10 protein-coding genes and 1 pseudogene are annotated in these 24,708 nt (G+C 74.1%); 5 read left to right on the top strand and 6 right to left on the bottom strand.

The features are described 5' to 3' along the window. Positions 1 to 915: a xanthine dehydrogenase accessory protein XdhC gene (gene xdhC / locus ACFRU2_RS00740; protein WP_382967788.1), complete on the top strand. Its 915-nt coding sequence runs from the start codon at positions 1 to 3 to the stop codon at positions 913 to 915. 48 nt (positions 916 to 963) lie between these two features. On the opposite strand, the gene ACFRU2_RS00735 is transcribed toward xdhC, so the two are convergent. The 6 genes and pseudogenes from ACFRU2_RS00735 to ACFRU2_RS00710 form a co-directional block, all read right to left on the bottom strand. Then, positions 964 to 2,157, bottom strand: coding sequence for an MFS transporter (locus ACFRU2_RS00735; protein ID WP_382966410.1), 1,194 nt, complete (start codon positions 2,155 to 2,157; stop codon positions 964 to 966). Between the two features lie 38 nt (positions 2,158 to 2,195). After that, entirely contained in the window at positions 2,196 to 2,708 is a 513-nt protein-coding gene (locus tag ACFRU2_RS00730) for a hypothetical protein (RefSeq protein ID WP_382966409.1), read from the bottom strand. A 112-nt stretch (positions 2,709 to 2,820) separates the two neighbouring features. Further along, positions 2,821 to 4,014 carry a serine hydrolase domain-containing protein gene (locus tag ACFRU2_RS00725; RefSeq protein WP_382966408.1) on the bottom strand — a complete coding sequence of 398 codons (1,194 nt, stop codon included), beginning with the start codon at positions 4,012 to 4,014 and terminating at the stop codon, positions 2,821 to 2,823. 136 nt (positions 4,015 to 4,150) lie between these two features. Next, entirely contained in the window at positions 4,151 to 5,968 is a 1,818-nt protein-coding gene (locus ACFRU2_RS00720) for a beta-galactosidase family protein (protein ID WP_382966407.1), read from the bottom strand. Positions 5,969 to 6,132: 164 nt separating this feature from the next. Further along, positions 6,133 to 7,098, bottom strand: coding sequence for a hypothetical protein (locus tag ACFRU2_RS00715; protein ID WP_382966406.1), 966 nt, complete (start codon positions 7,096 to 7,098; stop codon positions 6,133 to 6,135). A 116-nt stretch (positions 7,099 to 7,214) separates the two neighbouring features. Next, positions 7,215 to 7,589 (bottom strand): annotated as a pseudogene (locus tag ACFRU2_RS00710) (ABC transporter permease); the annotation flags it as partial. A gap of 1,408 nt (positions 7,590 to 8,997) precedes the next feature. On the opposite strand from ACFRU2_RS00710, the gene ACFRU2_RS00705 reads away from it, so the two are divergent. The 4 genes from ACFRU2_RS00705 (at position 8,998) to ACFRU2_RS00690 (ending at position 24,642) form a co-directional block, all read left to right on the top strand. Next, positions 8,998 to 12,123, top strand: a complete 3,126-nt coding sequence (locus ACFRU2_RS00705) for an amino acid adenylation domain-containing protein (RefSeq protein ID WP_382966405.1) — start codon at positions 8,998 to 9,000, stop codon at positions 12,121 to 12,123. Between the two features lie 246 nt (positions 12,124 to 12,369). Beyond that, complete coding sequence (locus tag ACFRU2_RS00700) at positions 12,370 to 18,108, top strand: amino acid adenylation domain-containing protein (RefSeq protein ID WP_382966404.1); 5,739 nt, start codon at positions 12,370 to 12,372, stop codon at positions 18,106 to 18,108. Next, complete coding sequence (locus ACFRU2_RS00695) at positions 18,105 to 21,428, top strand: amino acid adenylation domain-containing protein (RefSeq protein ID WP_382966403.1); 3,324 nt, start codon at positions 18,105 to 18,107, stop codon at positions 21,426 to 21,428. The genes ACFRU2_RS00700 and ACFRU2_RS00695 overlap by 4 nt, the downstream gene beginning before the upstream one ends. Continuing rightward, positions 21,388 to 24,642 carry an AMP-binding protein gene (locus ACFRU2_RS00690; RefSeq protein WP_382966402.1) on the top strand — a complete coding sequence of 1,085 codons (3,255 nt, stop codon included), beginning with the start codon at positions 21,388 to 21,390 and terminating at the stop codon, positions 24,640 to 24,642. The genes ACFRU2_RS00695 and ACFRU2_RS00690 overlap by 41 nt, the downstream gene beginning before the upstream one ends. Positions 24,643 to 24,708 lie beyond the last annotated feature (66 nt).

Below are 24,708 nucleotides of genomic sequence, written 5' to 3'. Positions count from 1 at the left end.
ATGAGCTGGGTCGCCGCGGTCGCGCGGTTGCGGGCACGCCGGGAAGCCGGCGTGCTCGTGACCGTGGCGACCGTGCGCGGCCACGCGCCGCGCCGGGCCGGTGCCAAGCTCGTCGTGGGACGGACCGAGACCTGGGGGTCGATCGGCGGGGGCAACATCGAGGCCGTCGCCATCGACCGGGCGCGCGAGCTGAGCGGCGCGGCCGATCCGGAGCCGGAGCTGATGGAGTTCGCGCTGAACGACAAGGTCACCAGCCGGCACGGCGTGCAGTGCTGCGGCGGAGCCGTCAGCGTGCTGCTCGAACCGCTGCCGGTGGTCCAGGCGGTGGCCGTCTTCGGCGTCGGGCACGTCGGGCTGGAACTGGCGCGCATCCTGGCCCGCCAGGACCTCGACCTGCACCTCGTCGACAGCCGCCCCGACATGCTGACGGAGGAGCGGCTCGGTGTGCTCTCGGACGCGGTGGCGCAGGTCCACGTGCACCACACCCCGCTGCTGCCGGAGACGGTGCTCGGGGAGCTGCCGCCCGGCACCCACGTCCTGATCATGACGCACGATCACGCCGAGGACGCCGCGCTGTGCGACGCCGCCCTGCGCACCCCCGGTCTCGGCTCGATCGGTCTGATCGGCTCGTCCGCGAAGTGGGCGCGGTTCCGGCAGCGCCTGGCCACCGAGGGCGGTCACGACGCCGGCACCATCGACCGGATCACGACTCCGATCGGACTGAGCGAGATCACGGGCAAGGAGCCCGCCACGATCGCGGTGAGCGTCGCGGCGGACCTGCTCCGCACCTTCGAACAGGACCGCCAGTGGGCGGTTCCGGTCCCGGTTTCGGATCCGGTTCCGGATCCAGTTCGGGTTCCGGTTCCGGACACCCTCGCCGAGGTGGCGTACCCCACGGCCGCCGGCAGCGCGTGAATCCTCGGCGGCCCGCGCGCCGCCGGGCGGCCGGGCGGTCCCGCGGACTCAGTTCGCGTCCGCCCGCGCCGGTCGCCTGAGCAGGTAGCCGGCCGCGCCCAGGACGAGCACCGCCATGCAGGCGATGAACACCAGTCCCGCGCCCTCCAGGCCGAGGGGGCCCTCCAGTACGCCCACTCCGATCACGGGCAGCGAGATGCCCGTGTACGCCACCAGGAACAGGGTGGAGATCACGGCTGCCCGCTGGTCCGCGGGAGACGCTCCGGCCACGGCGGACAGTGCCCCGCGGAAGGCGAGCCCCTGCCCGACTCCGCTGACCAGGGCGCTCAGCACCACCAGCGCCAGCAGGTCCCACCACAGTGCGCCGGCGAGCAGCGCCAGCCCGGCGAGGAGTACGGCGCACCCCAGCGGCAGCGAGCGCTCCACCCCGATGCGGCCGACGGCCAGCTGACCGGCGGTGGAGGCGAAGAAGGCCAGTGCGACCACCAGCCCGCTCACGGCCCGGTTGTGCACGTCCAGGGACTCCGCGAGGAAGGCCGGGCTGACGGAGGTGAACACCCCGAAGAGGGCGAAGCCCACGAACGCGGCGATCGCGGCCGGCCCGAACACCGCCCTCACCTGCGGGGGCAGGGCGGGCTTCTGCGGTCGTACGGTGCTCAGCGGCCGCCGCTCGCGCACCGTCTCCGGAAGCCGCAGCAGGACCACGGCCGCGGCCGCCACGAGCGCGAGGTGCACCACGAAGGGGAGGTACAGCGGCCAGGGGGCGTACTGCGCCAGGATTCCGGCGAGCAGCGGACCGCAGCCCAGTCCGCCCATGTTGGCGGCCGTCGCGACGAACGTGGCCCGCGAGGCGCCGCCGGGCGGTGCCAGCTCCATCACGTACGCCGTGGCGGCCCCGGTGAACAGGCCGGCGGACAGACCGGACAGCAGCCGTCCCGCGTACAGCCAGGGCATCCCGTCGGCGCACAGGAAGCAGACGGCGCTCGCCGCGGCGAAGCCCAGTCCCGCCAGCAGCACCGGCCGCCGGCCCACGGTGTCCGAGGCATTGCCCGCCAGCAGCAGTACGCCGATCACCCCGAAGGCGTACACGGCGTACACCACGGTCACCATCAGCGCGGAGAATCCGAACTTCTCCTGGTAGAGCCCGTAGAGAGGGGTGGGCAGCGTGGTGCCGGCCATGCAGACGACGAACACCGCGCCGCTCAGCAGGCACCGGCGCCACCCTTGTCGATCAAGGTCCATGGGGCCGACCGTATCCCGTGGGGAGCTGGGGGCTCGCGTCAGTACACCAGTTTGTAGGTCACGTCCTTGGGGACGGGGTCCGGTGCGGTGTCGGTGTAGAGGAGCCGGATCGTGGTGAAGCGGCGGAGGTCGGGGTGTTCGGGCCAGGCCTGCGGATGGCTCAGGGTGACCGTGACCGGGTAGGCGCGGAAGCGCCCGGCCGCGCAGTATGGGCGGCAGTCGTTCACCATGTCGGTGCCGGTGGCCGTGGCGCTGCCCGGCCCCCAGCTGTCCCAGCGGAGGTCGACGAGCCTGTTGTTCCCGTCGCCGCAGGCGAGGATGTACTCCGCGGGGCGCGTCTGCGCCTGCGAGAAGCAGTCGACGATCACGACGGGATCCTGTGGATCCGGTGTGCGGGCCGACGACGCGGCGGCGCCGGTGGTGTGTGCGGAGGAGGCCGAGGAGGCCGGGAGCACGGCGGCCGTCAGCGCCGCCACCGTGCACAGCAAGCTCGCCGTCCGCACCGTGCGCCGGGATGCGCGTGCGGGGCGGCCACCTGCGGAAACGTTCACGGCAGACCTTTCTTGCCACTCTGCGCACCGCCGGCACCACCGGCGTCTTCCCAGCTTCCCCCATGGAAGTGGGGCCCGCACCCGCGGGAACCGCGCGGGTGCGGGCGCCGGGTCACTTGCGCAGCAGGGCGCAGACGAAGTCCTCCTGGACCTCCCGGACCTGTTCGAGCAGGTCGGGGTTGCTGGTCAGGGAGGTCTGCGCGGTGATCGAGAAGGTCAGCGAGCGGCGGCCGTCCGCCGTGGCGGCCGCGAGCTGCGTGTAGCCGGCCGTGTTGCCGGTGTGGCCGTACACCGTTCCGCAGCGCGTGGTGTAGCGGAAGATCGCCAGGCCCGCTTCGGAGCGGCCGGGGCCGGGGGGCTGGGACAGGGCGCCGGGGATGAACTTGAACTGCTGGCGCCGGGTGCGCTCCGAGACGAGGGCGCCGCCCGCGTAGCCCCGGATGAAGGCGGTCAGGTCCTTCGGCGTCGAGACGATGCCTCCGGACGCCCAGGCCCCGGAGGCGCCCACGGCCTCGCTGACGTCGATGGGCCCCTCCTGCGGATCGATCTGGTAGCCGTGGAGGAAGGGGGTGGGCAGCCGGTATCCCTGGGGCAGGCTCGTGGCCCGCAGGCCCAGGGGTTCGTAGACGAGCTCGCGCAGCAGCGTCTCGTACCGGCGTCCGCTGGCGGCCTCGGCCATGAGGGCGACGGCGATGTTGTCGGAGTTGGAGTACGCGTAGCGGCTGCCCGGGGCGAAGGCGAGGTCCTCGTCGGCGACGAACTCCAGCAGGCGGCGGGAGTCGAAGCGGTGGCGGGGGTCCTCGGAGATGATGTCGATGAACCCCTGGGAGTTCGAGTAGTCGGGCAACCCACTGGTGTGATTGAGGAGTTGGCGGAGCGTCACCGCGTGCCACGCGGCCGGCTGCTCCGGCAGCACCTCACCGATCGTGTCGTCGAGATGCAGCCGGCCGCGGTCGACGAGCCCGAGGGCCACCGCTCCACTGAAGGCCTTGGCCACGCTGGCGATCCGCATGTGGTCCGTCGCCCGCGGCGGCCGGCCGCTCTCCACGTCGGCCACGCCGGCCCGGTAGACCTCCGTACGGTCGCCGTCGCGCAGGACGGCGATGACCCCGGGGGGACCGTCGGGCCGCTCCACCAGCTCCCGCAGTTCCTGGTGGAGGGCGGCCCCGGGGGGCGGGTTCCGGTCGGCTCCGGCCTGTGCGGGCTGCACGGAGACGGCGAGCAGGGCGCCGCACGCGGCGGTGGCGGCGGCCAGGCGCAGCGAGGGACGGAGCCGACCGGAGTGGCCGTGCGGGCGTCGGGACACGGAGGTACCTCCCGGGGAAGACGGACGCGGTGGCCCACGATGGCAGGGGCCGTCCCGGCTCCGGCGGCGACGCGGCCGCACGCCCGCGCTCCGTGGCCCGTCCGGCCCTGACGGGCCGGCGCGGCGCCGGGCGCGGCTACCAGACGGGGATGGGCGCGGGCGCCTCCGTGCCGAGGTCCGGTGCGTCGCGGAGTTCGACGGTGGCCCCGGGCCGGTGGAGCTCGAGGATCACCAGGGTGTTCCCGCCCGCACGCCAGAGGGGACCCGGTGCGTACAGGGTCTTCTGCGGTCCGCGCTCCCAGAACCTGCCCAGGGCGAAGCCGTTCAGCCAGACCATGCCCTTGGTCCACCCGGGGAGGGCGATGAACGCGTCGGCCGGGGCGTCCAGTTCGACGGTGACCCGGTGGAAGGAGGGGCCGTCCGGGAGCGCACCGGAGCCGAACTCGAGCCCTGACAGGTCGTCGAGGGGCAGCGGCCTGATCTCCCAGCCGAACTGGTACTGGTTGTCCAGCCTGACCCCGTCGCGGATGCCCTTGCGATCGGCCAGCAGGGGGCCGTAGTTGATGCGCCCCTGGTTCTCCACGAGGATGTCGAGCTCCGCTCCCCCGTCGGGTACGGCGACGGTCAGTGCTGCGAGCGGCTCGTCGCGTTCCAGCAGCCCGATCTCCCGTCCGTCCAGGAAGACCTGGGCGCGGTCGGCCAGCCCGTCGATGCGCAGCGCCGCCTCGGGCAGGGGTCCCCGTAGCCGGGTCCGGTAGTGGATCAGGCCCAGGGACTGGCCCGCTTCCTCCATGGTCAGCGGCTCGACGTGGTGCACGGGCTTGGAGAGTGCGTCCAGGGAGTCGGCCAGCGAGACGTGTTCGTCCACGGTGAGCAGCCTGGGAACCACCCGCGGGGGCAGGGCGGGGGGTTCGTGGGTGACGGGGGCGGTGTGACGGCCGATGACCTCGCGGAAGAGGTGGAACTTCCGGGTGAGTTCGCCGGCCTCGCCGACGGGGGCGTCGTAGTCGTAGCTCGTCACGTCGGGCTGGTAGGTGGCGCCGTCGTGGTTGGCGCCGTTCCACCAGCCGAAGTTGGTGCCGCCGTGCCCCATGTAGATGTTCACCGAGGCGCCCGCGGCGAGCAGGCTGTCCAGGGTGGCGGCGGCGTCCTGCGGGTCGCGCGTGTGGTGCGGCTCGCCCCAGTGGTCGAACCAGCCGTGCCAGTACTCCACACAGACCAGCGGGCCTTCCGGCTGGTACGTGCGCAGGGTCGCGAGCGAGCTCTCGGGGCGCGAGCCGAAGGTTCCGGTGGTCAGGACGCCGGGGATGCGGCCGCCGAGCTGGAACCCGTGGTCGGCCCCGTCGGTGGTGAACAGCAGGCAGTCCAGGCCCCGTCGGACCAGGCCGTCGCGGAGGTGTTCCAGGTAGCCGGTGTCGTTGCCGAAGCTGCCGTACTCGTTCTCGACGCCCACCGCCACCACCGGCCCGCCCCGGCTGCCGAGCAGGGGGACCAGTACGGGGGCCAGGATGTCGAACCACGCGTCGACCGCCGCCAGGTAGGCGGGGTCGCGGCGGCGGATCCGGATCGTGCGGTCGGCCAGCAGCCAGCCGGGCAGTCCGCCGAAGTCCCATTCGGCGCAGATGTAGGGGCCGGGCCGGACGATGACGTCGAGCCCCAGGTCGCCGGCGGTCCGGATGAAGGCCGCCACGTCGTTCGGCCCGTCGAAGGTGAACGTGCCGGGTCTGGGCTCGTGGACGTTCCAGGCCACGTAGGTCTCGATGGTGTTCACGCCCATCGCGCGCAGGCGCAGCAGGCGGTCGGCCCAGAGGTCGGGGTGCACCCGGAAGTAGTGGATGGCCGCGGAGACGATCCGGTGCGGGCGGCCGTTCCGCAGGAAGCCGGTCTCGTCCGTGGTCAGCGTCGTGATCGGCGTGGTGATCGGCGTCGCGACGGGCGGGTGGGGTGGCTGCACGTGTGCGCTCTCTTTCGGTGCTCCGGGTGCTGCTCGACTCGTCGACCGACAGGGCTCCGGCAGGAGGAGCCCCGTATAGAAAGCGCTTTCTACGGTCGCAGATCACGCTAGGCCGAACCAGCCCGGGGGGTCAAGGGAGATCGCACATGCGGGAGCGGCGGGGCTCACTCGTCGAGGAAGAAGGCGGTCTTGCGGACCACGAGGGAGCGGGTCATCGCGCGCAGGTCGTCGTCGGAAACCGTGGGGCCCCCTCCGGTGAGGACCACGATGGCGCCCTGGCGTCGTGCGATGTACCGGACGGAGTCGTACGTGGGCGAGCGCCAGGTGTCGGGGGCCACTTGTTCGCAGGGGCTCGTGTCGCGCTGCGTGCTCGCGGCCTTGACCTCGCACGCGTCCGGAGGCGCGAAGCCCGGCAGCTGCGGTCCGACGGTCACCCGGATGCCGCGCGCCTCGCGGTCGGCGGCGCCGGCGGAAACCGAGGACGGCAGGATCAGGTACCCGAAGGTGCCGCCGAACGTGTCGGCCTCCGCGAAGTGCACGCGGTAGCCGTCCAGGTCGGGAGCCAGCAACGGGACCTGGGAGGCGGCAAGTCGCTGCTCCTGGTACTGCGACATCTGCCGATCGCCGAGCACACCCGTCAACGGCCACAGCAGGACGAGGATCCCCGCAAGCACCCCCCAGCGCCTGAGGGAGCCGACACCGGGAAGGGCGACGGCGGCCGCAGCCGCGTACGCCGCGGCCAGCAGGAGCGGAGCGGTGAACAGGAACCACGGGCCCGAGGCGCCCGCCCGCGCGGACAGGACTGCTGCCAGCACGCCCAGCACCCCGCCCACTCCGGCAACCCGCCAGGCAGGACGGACGCCGGCCACCCGCAACACCACCCACCCGAGCAGGGTCGCGACGACGGGTGCGGCCGCCATCAGCACGAGGAAGTACCCCAGGCACCCCCAGCCCTCGCTCCGGCAGAAGTCATCGAAGTCCCAGGGCAGCAAGGCCACCAGGATGCACAGGCCGCCCAGCAGCGCGCCCACGCCGGCGGGCCGGACCAACGGCCGGAGCGCTTCGTGGCCGCCGGCACGCCCCACCCCGCCGCCGCCCCCGCCGCCCTGCTCCTCCACCGTCACGTCCATGCCCGCCGCCCCCTCGGTGAACGTCCAACCAGGCCACCCATCGTGGTGGCGCCGCCGTGCTCACACCATGAGTACGGATACTCATTCGCCGCCCACGGCCGGGCTCCGGGCGGTTCCTAGGCGGTGCGCAGGGCTTCGGTGGGCTGCATCCGGGCCGCGCGCCGTGCGGGGAGCAGCCCGGCGACCGCGCCGATCGCGACGGCCGCGCAGAGGCCGCCTCCCCAGGCAAGGACCGGGACGACGGTCGCCCAGCCCTTGACGTCGGCGTAGACGGCGGTGGCGAGGGCGCCCAGCGCCACTCCGGCCGTGCCGCCGAGTGCGGCGAGCAGGACCGCCTCGGACAGGAACTGCAGACGGATGTGGCCCTTGGTCGCGCCGAGGGCCCGCCGCAGGCCGATCTCGGAGCGGCGTTCGAGCACGGAGATGACCATGGTGTTCGCCACGCCGATGCCTCCGACGAGCAGGGCCACCGCCCCGAGCCCCAGGAAGAGATCCCCGGGACGAACGAGCACGCACCGCCCGCCCGGAGCAGACTTCCCTCGTCGGCCCGCTGACCGCGAACGGAGCTCGAAGGTGACCACCGAACGGAGCTCGGCGAACGCCGCGGCCGCGGCACCCCCCGGGCCGGTTACCGCGGCGCGGGCCCCGGCCCCCGGACCGGAACTCCTTGGGGCCGCCGGCGACCTTCTCCAGGATCGGCTGGCAGGTCTTGTCGGCCGCCTTGAAGACCGGGCCCTGCGGGTCGACACCGAGCGTGTCGCCGTTGAGGTCGAGCCCGCCCTCGGCATTGGGGTCGGGGAACTTGGGGACTCCGTTCTCCCGCATGCACGCGGAGTACGCCAGCGAAGCCTCCTGCACCCCGGCGGGCGGGGTGGCGTTGACCGCGGGCAGGAGCTCCTTGCACTTCTTGTCCGCGGCCTGGGCCTGCGGGGACTTCATGTCGACGGAACCGTCGATGTCGAGCAGGCCCCGGGCGTTGGGATCCGGGAAGGAGGCGACCCCGTTCTCGCGCATGCACTTCGCATACGCGAGCGTGCTCTTCTTGTCGCCGGCGGCCGGCTTCGAGGCGCCCGGAGCGGCGGAGCCGCCGTCATCACCGTCGGCTCCGCCGCACGCGCCGGCGAACAGCAAGACGGCCGCCACCCCGGCCGCGGAGGCCAGCGGCGCCCGGGGCCGCCTCGGCCGACGCGTGCTCGTGCTGTGCGGGCGACCGTGGCCAGGGGCACCGTGCATGTCAATCTCCGTCCCTCGTGGAGGTTCCTGTCGGCTCCGCCGGCGACGGGCGCAGACGAAGCCGGGACTCTTGATCCCACGCTAGGGATCAGCGGGTTTCAGGGAGGTATCGCCAACGCCGGGCCCGCAGCCCGGTCGGCGGAGCGAGGGCGTCCGCTCCCCCGCCGGGACGTGCCACCCATGGCAGTCGCAACGCCCCGCGCAACGACCGACCCCCGCCCCGCGGCCGATCTGCCGCCGGGCGCTTGGGGGTTGATGAACTGTCAGGGATGGGCGCACCTGCGGACTTTGGGTGGACGTCGGTGGAGCTCGGCCCGTACATGGTGGTTGATTCCGGGCCATGGACGGCTCTTGACGGTACTTGGGCGTTGTGCGAATCTCTCGACAGGTCTGGACCAATTGTCTTCATCGGGTGGGGGCCCGAGCTGTCAGACACCTCCGGCGATCCTCGGATTTCCGGCGGTCCCGACCACTCACGGCCATCGGCCGGTCCCCGGGGGAGGACCGGACGTCACACGGTGGCCGGAGCCGTCACCGAACCCGTTCGCCGCAGCCTGCCGTTGACCTCTGAAGCCCTGACGTGCGGTACTCCGCGCCCCGTGCCGCGTCCGCACGACGATGCGTGCTGCTCTTCCACCCTGCTCCGACGTCCTAAGTGAGCCGCCGATGTCCGAAGTACTCCCCCTGCCCGACACCAGACCGGCCTCGCCGGCCCAGCAGGGCGTCTGGCTGACCGACCGGCTGGGACTGGCCCGCGAGGCGTTCCACATGCCGGTGCGGATCTCCTTCGACCGGATCGACGCGGAGGCGCTGGCCCGCGCGGTGACCGCCGTGACCAGGCGCCACCCGGCCCTTGCCGCGCGGCTGGTGGAACGCGACGGCCGGGTCTGGCAGGAAGCCGCGGCGCAGCGGCCCGAACTGGTGCAGCTCGCAGCGCCCGCGGACGAGTCCGACGTGGAGAAGCGGCTGGAGGAGGAGGCCGCCCGCCCGTTCTCCCTGGAGACCGGCCCGCTCAGCCGCTTCACCCTGCACCGGCGCGCCGACGGCAGCGCCGAACTGCTGGTCACCGTCCACCACGCGGTCTTCGACGGCAACTCCAAGGACGTCCTGACCCGGGACCTCGCGGCCGCGTACGGCTCGGCGCTCCTGCCTGCGCCCACCGCACCGGCCACACCGGCCACACCGGGAGCCTCGACGGCGGATCCGGACACCGTACGGAGGGCTGCCGAGTGGTACGGGCCGCGTTGGGCCGCCGCCACCGACCCGGTACTGCCCGGAGCCCCGCGCACGCCGACCGGGACCGGGGCCGGTGAGGAGGTCCAGTGGCGCCTCGACGGCCCCGAGGCCCGGGAGTTGGCCACTGCGGCCGCCCTCGCCGGCACCACCGTCTTCGAGTTCCTGCTCGCGGCCCTGCACGGGCTGCTGCGCCGCTACGGCGGCGAAGCGGTGCCGGTGTCCGTCCCGCTCTCCACCCGGACGCCCGAACTCGCCGATGAAATAGGGTTGTTCGTCAACGAGCTGCCCGTCCACACGCCCGCGGCCGGCGCATCGGAGACCTTCGCCGCCTTCGCCTCCGCCGTGCGGGCCGAGCTGCGGGCCGGCTACCCGTACCGCCGCGTGCCCTTCGGCAGTGCCGTCGCCGGACTGGGCCCCCGCGTCGGCCTGACCGCGGTCTCGCTCGGCTACCGACGGCGCGGCCCGGACCCGGACTTCGCCGGCACCGGCGCCCGGATCGCCTGGGCGGTGCACAACCGCACCGCCCGCAACACCCTCCACCTCCAGGTCGTCGAAACCCCCGCCGGCCACGGCCCCCTGAGCGGCGGCATCGACTTCAGCCTCCAGTACGACCCGGCCGTGCTCTCCCCGGACACCGCCCGCCGGATCGCCGGCCACTACGGCACCCTGCTCGCCGGGGCGGTCGCCGCGCCCGAGGCCCGACTGCTGGACCTGCCGCTGCTGGACGCCGCCGAGCTCCGGGCCGTCACCACCGTGCCGAACGCCACCGACCGGCCCTATCCGGCCGACCGGACCGTGCTCGACCTGGTCCGCGCCCAGGCCGCCGCCACCCCCGAGGCGATCGCGGTCAGCACGGCCGGCCGCCATCTCGGCTACCGCGAACTCATTCTCCGTACCGACCAGTTGGCCGCAGCACTGCGCGCCGCCGGCGTCCGGCCCGGCGACCTGGTCGCCCTCCACCTGGACCGCACCGCGGACCTGCCCGCCGCGCTGCTCGCCGTCCTCGCCACCGGCGCGGCCTACCTGCCGCTGGACCCCGGCTATCCGGCCGAGCGCCTCGCCCTCGTGCTGCGCGACTCCGGAGCCGTTCTGGTGCTCGCGGACCGCGAGCCTTCGCCCGAGGTCGCCGCAGCCGCGCCCGCGGTCCTACGGATCCCCGCGCCGTCGGCGCAGGACCCGGCCGAGGCCACCACGGACGCCGGCGCCGACTCCGACCCCGGTCCGGACGACGTGGCGTACGTCCTCTACACCTCCGGCTCCACGGGCCGCCCCAAGGGGGTTTCCGTCGGCCACCGGGCGCTGGTCAACCTGCTCACCTCCTTCGCCGACCGGCTCGGCTCCGGCCCGCAGCACGCCTGGCTCGGCTTGACCTCGCTCTCGTTCGACATCTCCGCGCTGGAGCTCTACCTGCCGCTCATCACCGGCGGCCGCCTGGTCCTGGCCCCGGACGGCCTCGCCGTGGACGGCCCGGGCCTGCTCGCGCTGATCGCCGCCGAGGGCGTCACCCACGTCCAGGCCACCCCCTCCGGATGGCGGGTGATGCTCACGGCCGGGAACGGCGCCGACGCGCTCACCACCGTCACGGGCCTGGCCGGCGGCGAGGCACTGCCGCTGCCGCTCGCCCGCGAACTGCGGGCGCGCACCGCCCGGCTGTTCAACGTGTACGGGCCGACCGAGACCACCATCTGGTCCACCTGCGCCGAACTCCCCGCCGAGCCGGAGCAGGTCAGGATCGGCCGCCCGATCGCCAACACCCGGACCTACGTGGTCGACGAGCAGCTGAACCCCACCCCGCTCGGCATCCCCGGCGAGCTGCTGATCGGTGGGGACGGCGTAGCCCACGGCTACCTCGGCCGGCCCGAACTCACCGCCGAACGCTTCGTACAGAGCCCGTTCGGCCCGCCCGGCGCCCGGCTCTACCGCACCGGGGACCGCGCCGTGTGGACGCCCGACGGCGAACTCGATTTCCTCGGCCGGATCGACGACCAGGTCAAGATCCGCGGCCACCGGATCGAACTCGGCGAGATCGAGTCCGCCCTCCTGGAGCACCCCGCGCTCGCCCAGGCCGCCGTTGCCGTCCACACCGAGGAGGACGGGGAGCCCTTCCTCGCCGGCTATCTGGTCCCGGCCGCCGGCGCCCCGTCGCCCGCCCCGGCAGACCTGCGCGACCACCTGATGCGCACGCTGCCGGCCGCGATGGCACCGCAGCGCTGGCTCACCGTGGAGCGCCTGCCGCTCACCCCGAACGGCAAGTTGGACCGGCGGGCCCTGCCGGTACCGCCCCGCGAGACCCCGGTGCCACGGGCCGATGCCACCGACACCGCCGACGCAGGCGACGCGACGACCGGAGCGGTCCGCCGGATCTGGGCCGAGGTGCTGAACCTGCCCGACGTCGGCCCCGAGGACGACCTGTTCGACCTCGGCGGGCATTCGCTGACGGTGATCCAGATCGCCGCCCGGATCCGTGACGCGCTCGGCGTGGAGCTGGACTTCGACGTCTTCTTCGACGTCCCGACCCCGGTCGGCATCGCCGCCGCCGTGCGCGCACGCCAGTAGGGCGCCCGTTCCGCAGCGTGCCGGGCCCGCGCCCCCCGGCACGCCGGCGCGGCCCACCCGTTCGCGCCCGACCCCTACCCGGGACGCCCCGGCTCGGCCCCTGCCCGAGCAGAACCTGCCCTGCCCTGCCCTGCCCTGCCCTGCCGCCGCCCGTCCTTCCGACCGCGCCCCCGTACCCCCGCCCGTCCGCCCGACCGCGCCTCCGTACCCCCGCCGGCGGCCCCCGCACGCCCGAACAGGAACTCGATGACGGATACCCAGGACCTGCCCACCGACTGGTCCGCAGCCAAGCGCGCCCTTCTCAGCCAGCGGCTGCGCGGCGCCTCGGCCCCCGCCCGGGTGGTGAACCCCCGCCCGGCGGACACCGCACCGCCGCTGTCCAGCGGCCAGGAACGCCTCTGGTTCATGGACCAGCTCGCTCCCGGCTCCACGGCCTACACCCTGGCGCCGGCCCGCCGGCTCCGCGGCCCGTTCGACCGCGCCGCCCTCGACGCCGCGCTGACCGACCTCGTGGACCGGCACGAGAGCCTGCGGATGACCTTCCGCACCACCGAGGCCGGTACCGCAGAGGTCCTGGTCGCCGAGCCCGCGCCGTTCTCCGCCCAGCACCTGGACGCCAGTGCGGACCCCGACCCGCAGACGCGCGCCGCCGCGGAGCTCGGCGCGCTGATCGCCGTCCCCTTCGACCTCCAGGCCGGCCCGCTGCTGCGCGCCCTGGTGGTCCGGATCTCCGAGGACGACCACGTCCTCGCCCTCGTGATGCACCACATCATCTGCGACGGCTGGTCGATCGACCTCCTCAACCGCGAGCTCGACCTCCGCTACGCCCACCACGCCCACGGCACCCCGGGCGAACTGCCGCCCCTGCCCGTCCAATTCGGGGACTACGCGGCCTGGCAGCGGGACCGTCTGGAGAACGGGCCGCTCGCCGCCTCGCGCGAACACTGGCGCACCGAACTCGACGGCGTCCCGGCCCTGGAGCTGCCCTCCGACCGGCCCCGCCCGCCGGTGTTCACCTTCGAAGGAGCCGCGACCGAGTTCCACTGGAGCGCCGAACTCTCCCGCCGGGTCGGCGAGGTGGCGCAGGCCTACGGCGCCTCCACCTACATGGTGCTGATGGCCGCGTTCCAGGCCCTGCTGAGCCGGCACACCGGCCAGCGGGACTTCGCCGTCGGCTCCGCCGTCGCCGGCCGCCTGCACAGTGAACTCGAAGGCGTCGTCGGCGCGTTCGTCAACATGCTGCCGATCCGGGCCCGGCTCGACGGCGACCTCGACTTCGGCCGGCTGATCAGCCGGGTCCGCGAGACCACGCTCGACGCGTACGCGCACCAGGAGGTGCCGTTCGAGCAGATGGTCAACGATCTCGCGGTGGAACGCGACGTCAGCCGCGCCGCCGTCTTCCAGACCACCTTCGCCTTCCAGAACTACGGCGACCCCGCCGCCGCCCCCACCGCGGGCCCGGCCTCCGAGGGTTTCGGCTACGAAGCCACCACCACCCACGCCGACCTCGCCCTCTACATGCGCGAGGAGCCGGACGGCGGCCTCTACGGACTGCTCACCTACCGCACCGACCTCTTCGACGCCGGCACCGTCGAGCGGCTCGCCGAACGGTTCGAGCTGCTCACCGCGGCCGGGTGCGCCGACCCCGCGCTGCCGGTCGACCGGCTCCCGCTGCTCAGCGCGGTCGAGCGGACGGCCGTGCTGCGGACCTGGGCCGCCGGTCCCGCACTGCCGGACGGCGGTCCCGCCACGCTCACCCGGGCGCTGGCCGAGGCCGCGGCCCGGACGCCCGAGGCACCGGCCCTGGTCTTCGAGGACCGCACCCTGACCTACGGCGACCTCGACCGGCGCGCCCGTGCCATGGCCCGGCGCCTCCGGGCGCTGGGCGTGGGTGCCGACGACCGGGTGGCCGTCTGCCTGGAGCAGTCCGCCGAGCTCGCGGTCGCCCTGGTCGCCGTGCTCAAGGCGGGCGGCGGCTACCTGCCGCTCGACCCCGAGCAACCGCCCGCCCGGCTCGCCCACCTGGTCGCCGACGCCGGAGCCAAGGTGCTGATCACCGACTCGGTGCTGCGACCGCGGTTCGGCGACCACCCGGCGATCGACCTGCTGACCGGCGAAGGCGACGACGACGGCGGCGGCGGCCATGGCCACGACGACGCCGCACCCGAAGGGGACGGGGCGCTGCTGGAGGAGGTTTCCGGCGCCGACCACCTCGCGTACGTGATCTACACCTCGGGCTCCACCGGCACGCCCAAGGGCGTCGCGGTGCAGCACCGCCAGATCCTCAACTACCTTGCGGGCGCGGCCGAACGGCTGCGGATCGAGCCCGGGGCCTCCTTCGGGCTGCTCCAGTCGCTCTCCTTCGACTTCAGCATGACCATGCTCTACCTGGCGCTCACGACCGGCGGCCGGGTCCATCTGCTGCCGCGCCGGATCGCGGGCGTGGAACTGGCCGCGGAGATCGAGCGGGCCGGCATCGACTACCTGAAGATGACGCCGTCCCACCTGGCCGCGCTGACCGCCGACGCGCCGCTGGAGCGGCTGCTGCCGCGCCGTGCGCTGGTCCTCGGCGGCGAGGCCAGCAGCTGGTCCTGGGCGGCGGGCATCGCCGCACTGGGCCGGTGCGCGGTGTTCAACCACTACGGGCCGACCGAGGCGACGGTGGGGATCACCGTCCACGAGGTCACCACCGACGGCCTGAACGCACCGGGCAGCACCCCGATCGGCAGCCCGCTGGCCGGCGGACGCTGCTACGTGCTGGACGAGGCCCGCAACCCCGTTCCGCCGGGCGTCACCGGTGAGTTGTATCTGGGCGGGGACCGGCTGGCCCGGGGCTACCTCGGGCGCCCGGACCTGACCGCCGAGCGGTTCCTGCCCGATCCGTACGCCGCCCCGGCCGGCGTGGACCCGTACACCGCCCCGGCCGGCGTGGCCCCGTACGACGCCATGGGGACCGGCGGTCCGCGGATGTACCGCACCGGCGACCTGGCGCGCTGGCGCGCCGACGGGTCCCTCGAGTACCTCGGCCGTAGCGACGACCAGATCAAGGTCCGCGGCTACCGGGTCGAGCCCGGCGAGATCGAGGCCGCGCTGACCGCCCTGCCCGGCATCACCCAGGCGGTGGTCCTGGCCCGCGGCGAAGGCGTCAAGCAGAACCTCGTCGCCTACCTGGAACGCCCCGCCGGCGGCGAACCGCCGGCCGCTGCCGAGCTGCGCGCCGCCCTGGGCGAGGTCCTGCCGGACTACATGGTCCCGGCCCGCTACGTCGTGCTGGAACGGCTGCCCCTGCTCGCCCACGGCAAGGTCGACCGGAAGGCACTGCCCGCGCCCGCGGACGGCCCGGCCACCGGCGCCCACGTCGACCCCGAGCCCGGGACCGAGCAGGTGATAGCCGCCATGTGGGCGGACCTGCTGGACCTCCCCCGAGTCGGCGCACTGGACGACTTCTTCGAGCTCGGCGGCCACTCGCTGCTCGCCACCCAGGTGGTCGCCCGGATGCGCCGTGCCTTCCCCGACCTGGCCTCCCCGGTCAGTGTGATGGACCTCTTCAAGCACCCCACGGTCCGTCGTCTCGCCGAACTGGTGGCCACCCCCGAGGGCGACCGCGGCCCGCGCCGGCTGCTGCACCTGCTCACCCCCGAGCGCCGCAAGACGGCCGCCAGCGTGGTCTGCGCCCCCTACGGCGGCGGCAGCGCGCTGATCTACAAGCCGCTCGCCGACGCCATGCCTGCGGACTGGGCCCTGCACTCCATCGCCGTCCCCGGGCACGAGCTGGGCGAGGAGGCGATGGACGTCGACGAGGTCGCCCGGCTCTGCGCCGAGGAGATCGTCGCCAACGTCGCCGGGCCTCTGGTGCTCTACGGGCACTGCGGAGTCGGCGTCCGGCTGACGGTGGAGATCGCCCGCCGGGTGGAGGCGGCCGGCCGGGAGATCGACGCCGTGCACCTCGGAGGCATCTTCCCGTTCGCCCGCCCGAAGGGCCGCGGCGCCGCGCTGGCCGAGCGCTTCGCCGAGCTGGCCGCCCGGCTGCGCAGCGACCAGGGCATGATCAACGCCCTGGCCGCGGCGGGGCTGGACGTGGACGAGGTCGACGAGGAGCAGCTGCGGCTGATCGTGCACAACCGCCGAGTCGGCACCAAGGGCGCCGAGCGCTACTTCGGCGACCTGTACGAGAGCGAGGGCGGCACGATCACGGCGCCGGTCATCGCCGTCTGCGGGGACCGGGATCCCGCGACCGAGTTCTACCAGGAGCGGTTCCGGGAGTGGCACCGGATCGCCGGGACCACCGCCGTGGTGGTCCTGGACGAGGCCGGGCACTTCTACCTCAAGTACCGCGCCGAGGAGCTGGCCGGCATCCTGACCGGGGTGCACCGCTCGATCGCCGCCGGCGAGGAGGCGCGACACGAACGCACCGCCGACGCCACCTGGTGGCTGGCCGGCCTGTCCCGCGACGTCGCCGGGGCGGAGCCGGACTCCGAGCAGGGCCTCGTAGGGGAGCTCGTAGGGGAGCTCGTACGGGAACCCGTGCCTGAACCGGGGCCGGAATCCGGGCCGGAATCCGGGCCGCCGGGGCAGCCGGAGCGGTCCGGTGCACCGGGGAAGGCGCGGAAGGCCGCCCGCAAGGCCCGTACGCGCCGCCCCGTCCGCCCGACCATGGGCCGCTTCCTGGCCATCGCCACCGGCCAGCAGCTCTCGATGATCGGCTCGGCGCTCACCGAGTTCGCCCTGCCGATCTGGATCTACCTGCAGACCGGCTCGCTGTTCCAGCTCGGCCTGCTCGCCGCCTTCGGCCTGGTGCCCGGCATCGTCGTCGCCCCGCTGGCCGGCGCCATCGTCGACCGCGGCGACCGCCGCCGGGTGATGCTGGGCGGCGACATCGCGGCCGGCCTGACCCAGGCGGCCCTGCTCGCGCTCTACCTCGGCGACTCGCTGGAGATCTGGCACTGCTACGTGATGATCTCCCTGCTCTCCACCGCGCTCGCCTTCCAACGCGTCGCCTGGGGCTCGGCGGTGCCGCAGCTGGTGCCCAAGCGCTTCCTCGGCCGCGCCAACGGCGTGGTCCAGATGGCCCTCGGCCTCGCCCAGTTCCTCGTACCGCTGATCGCGGTCGGCATCCTGCACGTGATCGGCCTCGGCGGCATCCTGGTCTTCGACGTCGTCAGCTACCTGATCGCCACCGGCGTCACCCTGGCGGTGCGCTTCCCCGACGTGATGGCCGCCACCCGCCGCGAGAGCGTCGGCGTCGAGATCCGAGCGGGCTTCCAACGCGCCCTCGGCAGCCGCCACTTCAGGGCCATGCTGTTCTGGTTCGCGGTACTGAACATCTTCCTCTCCCCGCTCTTCCTGCTCATCACCCCGCTGGTGCTCTCCTTCTCCTCGACCGCCGCAGCCGGCTGGGTCTCCACCGCGGCCGGTCTGGGCGCCGTACTCGGCGGCCTCACCCTGCTGATCTGGGGAGGGCCGCGCCGCATGCGCCTGCGGGGCGTCCTGTTCGCCACCCTCGGCCTCGCCGCCGCCTGTGTCGTCACCGGCCTGCGGCCCTCGGTCACCGTGGTCGCCGTCGGCGCGTTCGGCATGACCTACGGGCTGGCGCTGCTCAACGGCATCTACGCGACGGTCATCCAGACCAAGGTGCCGATGCGTTTCCACGGCCGGGTGATCGCGGTGAACACCCTGGTCGCCTGGTCCACCCTGCCGATCGGCTTCGCCCTGGTCGCCCCGGCCGGTCCCGAACTGCTCCAGCCCCTGATGGACGAGGGCGGCGCGCTGGCCTCCAGCGTCGGCGCCCTGATCGGCACCGGCGACGGGCGCGGCATCGGCCTGCTCTACCTGGTGTTCGGCCTCGCCATGGCCGCACTGGTCCTCATCAGCCTCTGCATTCCCGTCCTGGCGCGCTTCGACCGGGACGTCCCGGATGCCGAGTCCGACGACCTGATCGGCCTCGAGACCCTGCAGGCCCGCGCGAAAGGCGAGTTGAACAGATGACCTTCCCGACCCCGATCTCCCGCCATCCGCTGACCGACGAGCAGCGCCGCCTCTGGTTCCTCCAGCAACTGAACCCTCAGGACGCCGGGTTCAACATGTACCTGAACCGGCGCTGGAGCGGCCCCATCGACCCGCGGGCGCTGGGTGCGGCCCTCACCCGGCTCACCGCGCGGCACCAGGTCCTGCGCACCCGGTTCGCCCTGGACGGTGAACAGCCCGTCCAGCTCGTGGAACCCGTACGGGACGTCGTACCCACCCTGATCCCGATCCCGGAGGCGGCGGAGGAGGCCTTCACCGCGGCCTGCGCCCCCTTCGTCAACGCCCCCTTCGACCTGGGCGAACGGCCGCCGCTGCGGGCCGTCCTGGTCAGTGCCGACGAGCACGAACACGCCCTGAGCGTGGTGGTCCACCACATCGTCTCCGACGGCTGGTCGTTCACCGTGCTGTGGCGCGAGCTGCTCGCGCTGTACCGCGAGGAGATCGGCGAGGGTCCGGCCGATCTTCCCGAACTCAAGCTCCAGTACGGCGACTTCGCGCTCGCCGAACGGACCAGGCTGGACGGCGGCGCGGCCGAGGAGGCGGTCCGGCACTGGAGCGGGCGCCTGGCCGGCATCGGCGCCCTGCGGATGCCGCTGGACCGCCCCAGGCCCGCCGAGCCCACCCACCGGGCCGGCTTCGCCGACCTCGCCCTCGGTCCCGACCTCGTCGCCGGACTCGACGCCCTGGCCCGCGAGCAGCGCTGCACCCCGTTCATGATGCTGCTCGCCGCCTACCAGTGCGTGCTGGCCCGCTGGAGCGGCACCTACGATTTCGCCGTCGGCACCCCGCTGGCCGGCCGCAACGAGACCGCGCACGAGGCCCTGCTCGGCTACTTCTCCCGCACCGGGGTGATCCGCGCGGACCTCACCGGCGAGCCCGATTTCCGCACGGTGCTGCGCCGGGTGCGCTCCGCCACGATGGCGGCGCTGAGCCATCAGGACATCCCGGTCGAGCGGGTCGCCGCCGAACTGGGGCTGCCCGTGCTGCCCGGCGTAGGACCGCTCTACCAGGCGGTGTTCGTCCACCAGAGCCAGTACGAGCTGGCGGGCGCCGACGAGCGGACCTCGCTGCCCGCGGGCGTCCGGACGGAGAGCATGGACTCCGGTTTCGACCGGGCCAAGACCGATCTGCTGCTGGACAGTTGGCGCACCCCGGGCGGCGGGATGACGCTCTCGTTCTGCTTCGACCGGGAGCTCTTCGAGCGCACCACGGTCGAGGCCCTGGCGCGCCGGGTCCGCGACCTGCTCGCCCGGGCCGTCGAGGACGTCGAGGTCCCGCTGCACGGCGACTGGCTGCTGACCGGCGAGGAGCGTGCCGCGCTCCTCGCGCTCGGGGCCGGACCTGCCGTCACCGAGGACGCCCGCCCGATCCTGCGCGGCTTCGCCGAGCAGGTCGCCACCCGCCCCGGCGCACCCGCCCTCGAGTGCGCGGGCAGCACCCTCAGCTACGCCGAACTCGACCGTGCGTCCGATGAGTTGGCGGGCCGCCTGGGCCCGGTGGCCGGCCGCGCCGTGGGCGTCCTGATCGAGCCCTCCTTCGCACTGGTCATCGCCCTGATGGCGATCTGGAAGGCCGGCGCCGGCTACCTCCCGCTCGACCCCGCGCACCCGGCCGAGCGCCGGCGGCTGATGCTCGGCGAGGCCGACGCCGCCCTGCTGCTCACCGGGGGCGAGCGCCCGGACCTGGGGGTTCCGGTGCTGGGGGTCGCGGTAGCGGGGGCTGTGATACCCGGGGCTCGGATACCCGGGACTCCGGTGCCGGGGATTCCCGTACAGCCCGTCGGCGGTCCGGACAGCGGAGCCGCGCTGCCCGGGACCGCCCCGGGCGGCCTCGCGTACGTCCTGTACACCTCGGGCTCCACCGGGGTTCCCAAGGGCGTCGCCGTCGAGCACGCCGCTCTGGCCGAGCGCGTCCGGTGGATGGCCGGACCGGAGGGTTACCGGCTCCGGCCGGGCGACCGGATCGTCCAGTTCGCCTCCATCGGCTTCGACACCCACGCCGAGGAGATCTGGCCCGCCCTCACCGCGGGCGCCTGTGTCGTCCTGCTGCCCGGCGGCGGCCGGATGCTGCCCGACCTGCTGCGCAGCGAGGCCGGACGGTCCGTCACCGTACTCGACCTGCCCACCGCGTACTGGGAGGAACTGGTCTCGCTCGGAGACCAGGCCCCGTGGCCGCCGGCGCTGCGCCTTGTCGTCCTCGGCGGCTCCGAGGCGCGCGCCGCGACCCTCGCCCTGTGGCGGGAGCGGCACGGTGACACCGTCCGGCTGGTCAACACCTACGGCCCGACCGAGGCCACCGTCATCGTCACCGCGGGCGACCTCGGCGGCGGATCCGTCGGCCACCCCGGTGGCGGGTCCGCCGGCGAGCAGCGCCCGCCGCTCGGCCGTCCACTGCCGGGGGTGCGGCTCTACGTCCTGGACCAGCACGGCAGCCTGATGCCGGCCGGCGCCGAGGGCGAGCTCCACATCGGCGGCAAGGGCCTCGCGCGCGGCTACCCGGCCCGGCCCGAGCTGACGGCGGAGGCCTTCCTCCCGGATCCGTTCGCCGGGGACACGGTCGGCCGGATGTACCGCACCGGCGACCGCGCCCGGTGGCGCTCCGACGGGCAGCTGGAGTTCCTCGGCCGCGCCGACGGCCAGGTGAAGATCCGCGGATACCGGATCGAGCCCGCCGAGATCGAGGCCGCCCTCACCGCCCACCCGGCCGTCGCCCGAGCGGCCGTACTGGTCCGCGACGGCCGCCGGCTGATCGCCTACACCGTCCTGCAACCGGCCGCAGCGCAACCGGCCGCAGCCCCACCGTCGTCCGTAGCCGCACGACCGTGCGCGGCCGCGCCCCAGGCGGCCGATCTGCGCGAGCACCTGGCGCTGCGCCTGCCGGCCTTCATGGTGCCGGACGCCGTGGTGCTGCTCGACACGCTCCCGCTCAACGCCAGCGGAAAGCTCGACACCGCTGCCCTGCCCGATCCGGACCCGGCGGGCGCCGCCGCCGGGTACCTGGCGCCCCGTACCGATGCCGAGGCGTTGGTGGTCAGCCTCTGGCAGGAGGTGCTCGGCATACCGAGGGTCGGCGTACTGGACGAGTTCCTCGCCCTCGGCGGGGACTCGCTCCTGGTCACCCGGGTCGCCGCCCGCATCCGGGCCGGCGTCGGCCTCGACGTGTCGATCCGCGACGTCTTCGAGAGCCCGACCCCGGCAGCCCTGGCAGCGCGCATCGAGGCGCTCCTGATCGCCGAGATCGATGCCCTCAGCGAGGAGGAGGCCGCCGACCGGCTGGACTGACCCCGCCCCGCGCACCCGCGCACCCGCCCACCTGCCCACCACCCCCATCCACCACCGAATCCCACCGGAGACCACCATCGCCACCACCGCGCAGCCCGCCGCCACGACCGTCCCGGAGCTCCTCGACGCTCGCGCCACCGAACACCCGGACCACGTCGCGCTGCAGGTCGTCGGCGGCGGGGAGATCAGCTACCGCCGCTGGCGCGAGGAGGCGCTGCGCGCTGCCGTCGGGCTGGCCGCCGCCGGGGTCGAACCGCACGACCGGGTGCTGTTGCGGTTCTCCAACGCGCGCTGGGAGCGGTACGCCGTCGGCTTCCTCGCCGTCCAGTACGCGGGCGGTGTGCCCGTCCCGGTCCGCGAGGACCTCTCCGAGGCCGATGCCTCCGCCCTGGCCGCGCTGGCCGGGGCCGGCACGGTCCTCCGGGACGGGGGCGATGGGGACGGCCTGAAGGAGGGAGAGAACGGGGAGGAGGAACCGCCCGCCCTCCCCGGACGGGTGGAGCTCCGTCTGGACGCCCTGCTGGCCGCCCACCCCGAGCCGCCGGCGGGCCCGCCGTACCGGGTCGGCCCGGCCGACCCGGCGCAGGTGATCGGCACGTCCGGCACCACCGGCGCGCCCAAGGGCGTGCTCGCCGCGCACGGAAACCTGACGGCCGGCCTGGTCACCCACCCCCGCCGCCGCGCCTACGCGCACTCGCGGCACGCCCTGCACGCCTTCCCGATCGGGACCAACGCGGGCCAGGTGATGCTGCTGGGCGCACTCACCGCCGCGCCCACCACGCTCAGCCTGCCGCGCTTCGACGCGGACCGGTTCGGCATCGCGGTCGAGGAGTTCGGGATCGGCACCGCCTTCCTGGTGCCCTCGATGGCGATCGAACTGGTCAACGCGGGCACCGCCGGGCGGTACGACCTGAGCAGTCTGCGCCTGGTCAACTCCTCCGCCGCCGCACTGCCCGTACCGGTGGCGGCCGCGCTGGCCGCGGCGCTGCCGGGGGCGACGCTGGTCAACACCTACACCTCCGCCGAGGCCTCGCCCGCGCAGATCTCCACCGTGGTCGACACCCGCCGCCCCGGCTCGCTGGGCCGCCCGGCCGACCCCGGTGACCTGCGGATCCTCGACGCGGAGGGGCTGCCGCTGCCCGCCGGGCAGGTCGGCGAGGTGTGGCTGCGCCAGCCCGGACCGCCCCGCGGCTACCTGGGCGCCGCCGGTGAGAGCGACCGGGTGTTCCGGGACGGCTGGGTGCGGATGGGCGATGTCGGACGCCTCGACCCGGACGGTTACCTGTACTTGGTCGACCGGGAGAGCGACGTCATCAAGAGCGGTGCGCTGAAGGTCTCCACGCTGCGGATCGAGGAGGCGCTGTACGAGCACCCCGCGGTCGCGGGCGCCGCCGCGCTCGGCCTGCCGCACCCCGTGATGGGCGCCGTCCCGGTGGCGGTCGTCGTCGCCGGGGCGGGCGGCCTGGACCTGGACGATCTCCGGCTGTTCCTGAGCAGCCGGTTGAGCCGCCCCGAGCTGCCGGTCCGGATCCTGCTCGCCGGCGAGCTTCCCAGGAACCCGAGCGGCAAGGTGGTCAAGCACCTGCTCCGCCCCCTGTTCGACGCGCCCGCGGAGTCCGCCGGTCCCGCGGTCGCTCCGGCCTCCCCGACGGAGCTGCGCTTGGCCGGACTCTGGCGGCGCCTGCTCGGCCGACCGGTCACCGACGTGGCCGCCGAGTTCTTCGCGCTCGGCGGCGACTCGTTCCGGGCGGTCCAGCTCGCCACCGGCATCAGCAGCGAGTTCGGGGTCCGGGCGGGCACCGCCCTGGTCTTCGAACGGCCCTCGCTGCGGTCCCAGGCCGCCTGGGTGGACCACCCCGACCGTCGGCAGAGCGCTGCCGACGCGGCTTCTGCCGGGACGGACACGGTGACGCCCTACCTGGCCGCGCTCCGTGCGCAGCCGCACGCCATCGCGCTCACCTCGCAGCAGGAGAACTTCTTCCGCTGGATGGCCGAGGCACCGGGGCGGGACGCCGGAGCGGTGACGGCGCTGTTCCGGGTGGCCGACCGGCTGGAACCGGAGACCCTCGGCCTGGCGCTGACTGAGGTGGTCCGGCGCCATCCGGCGCTGCGGACCCGGTTCGAGGCGGCGGGCGAGGGAGCGGGTGAGGGGGCGGGCGCAGGGGTCGTACGGGCGGTGCTGGACGAGGAGCCCCGGGTGCGGATCACGCTGACCCGTGCCCCGGGGGCCACGGACGCCGAGGTGGACGCCCTGCTGCTGGCCGAGCGGGACCGTCTCACCGACCTGGGCCGCGATCCGATGGCGCGCCTCCTGGTGGTCAGCCGGTCGGAGACCGATCACGTGGTGCTGGTCGCGGTGCACCACATGGTCTCCGACGGCTGGTCGGTCGGCGTGCTGCTGGCCGACCTCGGGGTGTTCTACTCGGCTCTGCGGCGCGGCCGTTCGGCCCCGCCGGCCCGATCGGGCCCGGGGTACCGGGAGTTGGTGGACTGGGCGAACGCGCACTGGCCGGCCTCCCGGGCCCACTTCCAGGCCGCGCTGGCCGGGGCGCCGGAGGCCGTCGAGCAGTTCGCCGGCCGCCGGGCGGTGGAAGAAGTACTCACCCAGGCGCACGAGTTCGAGGTGTCGGCGGCGTTGGCCGATGCACTGCGGGCCCGGGCGGCCGAACTGGGTGCCACGCCCTTCCTGGCCGTCACGGCGGCCTGGACCGGACTGCTGGCGAGTCGCAGCGGCCGCCCCGACCTGGTGGTGATGACCCCGGTGCCCGGTCGCCCGCGTCCGGACGCCGAGCGGACGGTGGGCTGCTTCGTCCAGTCGCTGCTGCTGCGGGTGGACGCGAGCGGCGGGCCCGGTTTCGCCGAGCTGGTGGACCGTTTGCGGACCGTCTACAGCGAGGCACTGGACCACCAGCTGTACCCGTTCGCGGAGTTCAGCCCGTCCGTGCCGTTCGCGGCCTGGCTCCGCTACGAGGCGTGGGCCGCGCCCGCACAGCTGCCCGGCCTGGCCTGCGAGCCCTGGGAACTGCCGCGCGGGAGCACCGTGCCCTGGCCCCTGCCGGGCGGCGACCGGGGCGTCCCCGAGCTGACCGTACTGGAACAGCCGGACGGCAGCCTGCGCTGCTGGCTGCAGTACAACGCGCGGGCCTTCGACCTCCCCGTGATCACCGAACTGGCACGGGAGTTCACGGCGGCACTGACCACAGCCTGCGGGTGACGCGGCGGGGCTCCCTGGGCCGGGCGCCTGGCGCCTGGCCCCGGGAGCCGGGAGCCGGGAGCCCCC

The sequence above is a fragment of the Streptomyces sp. NPDC056883 genome (assembly GCF_042788835.1).
In the GTDB taxonomy this organism is placed as follows: domain Bacteria; phylum Actinomycetota; class Actinomycetes; order Streptomycetales; family Streptomycetaceae; genus Streptomyces; species Streptomyces stoeckheimensis.
This window is presented reverse-complemented; position numbering and strand designations above follow the sequence as displayed.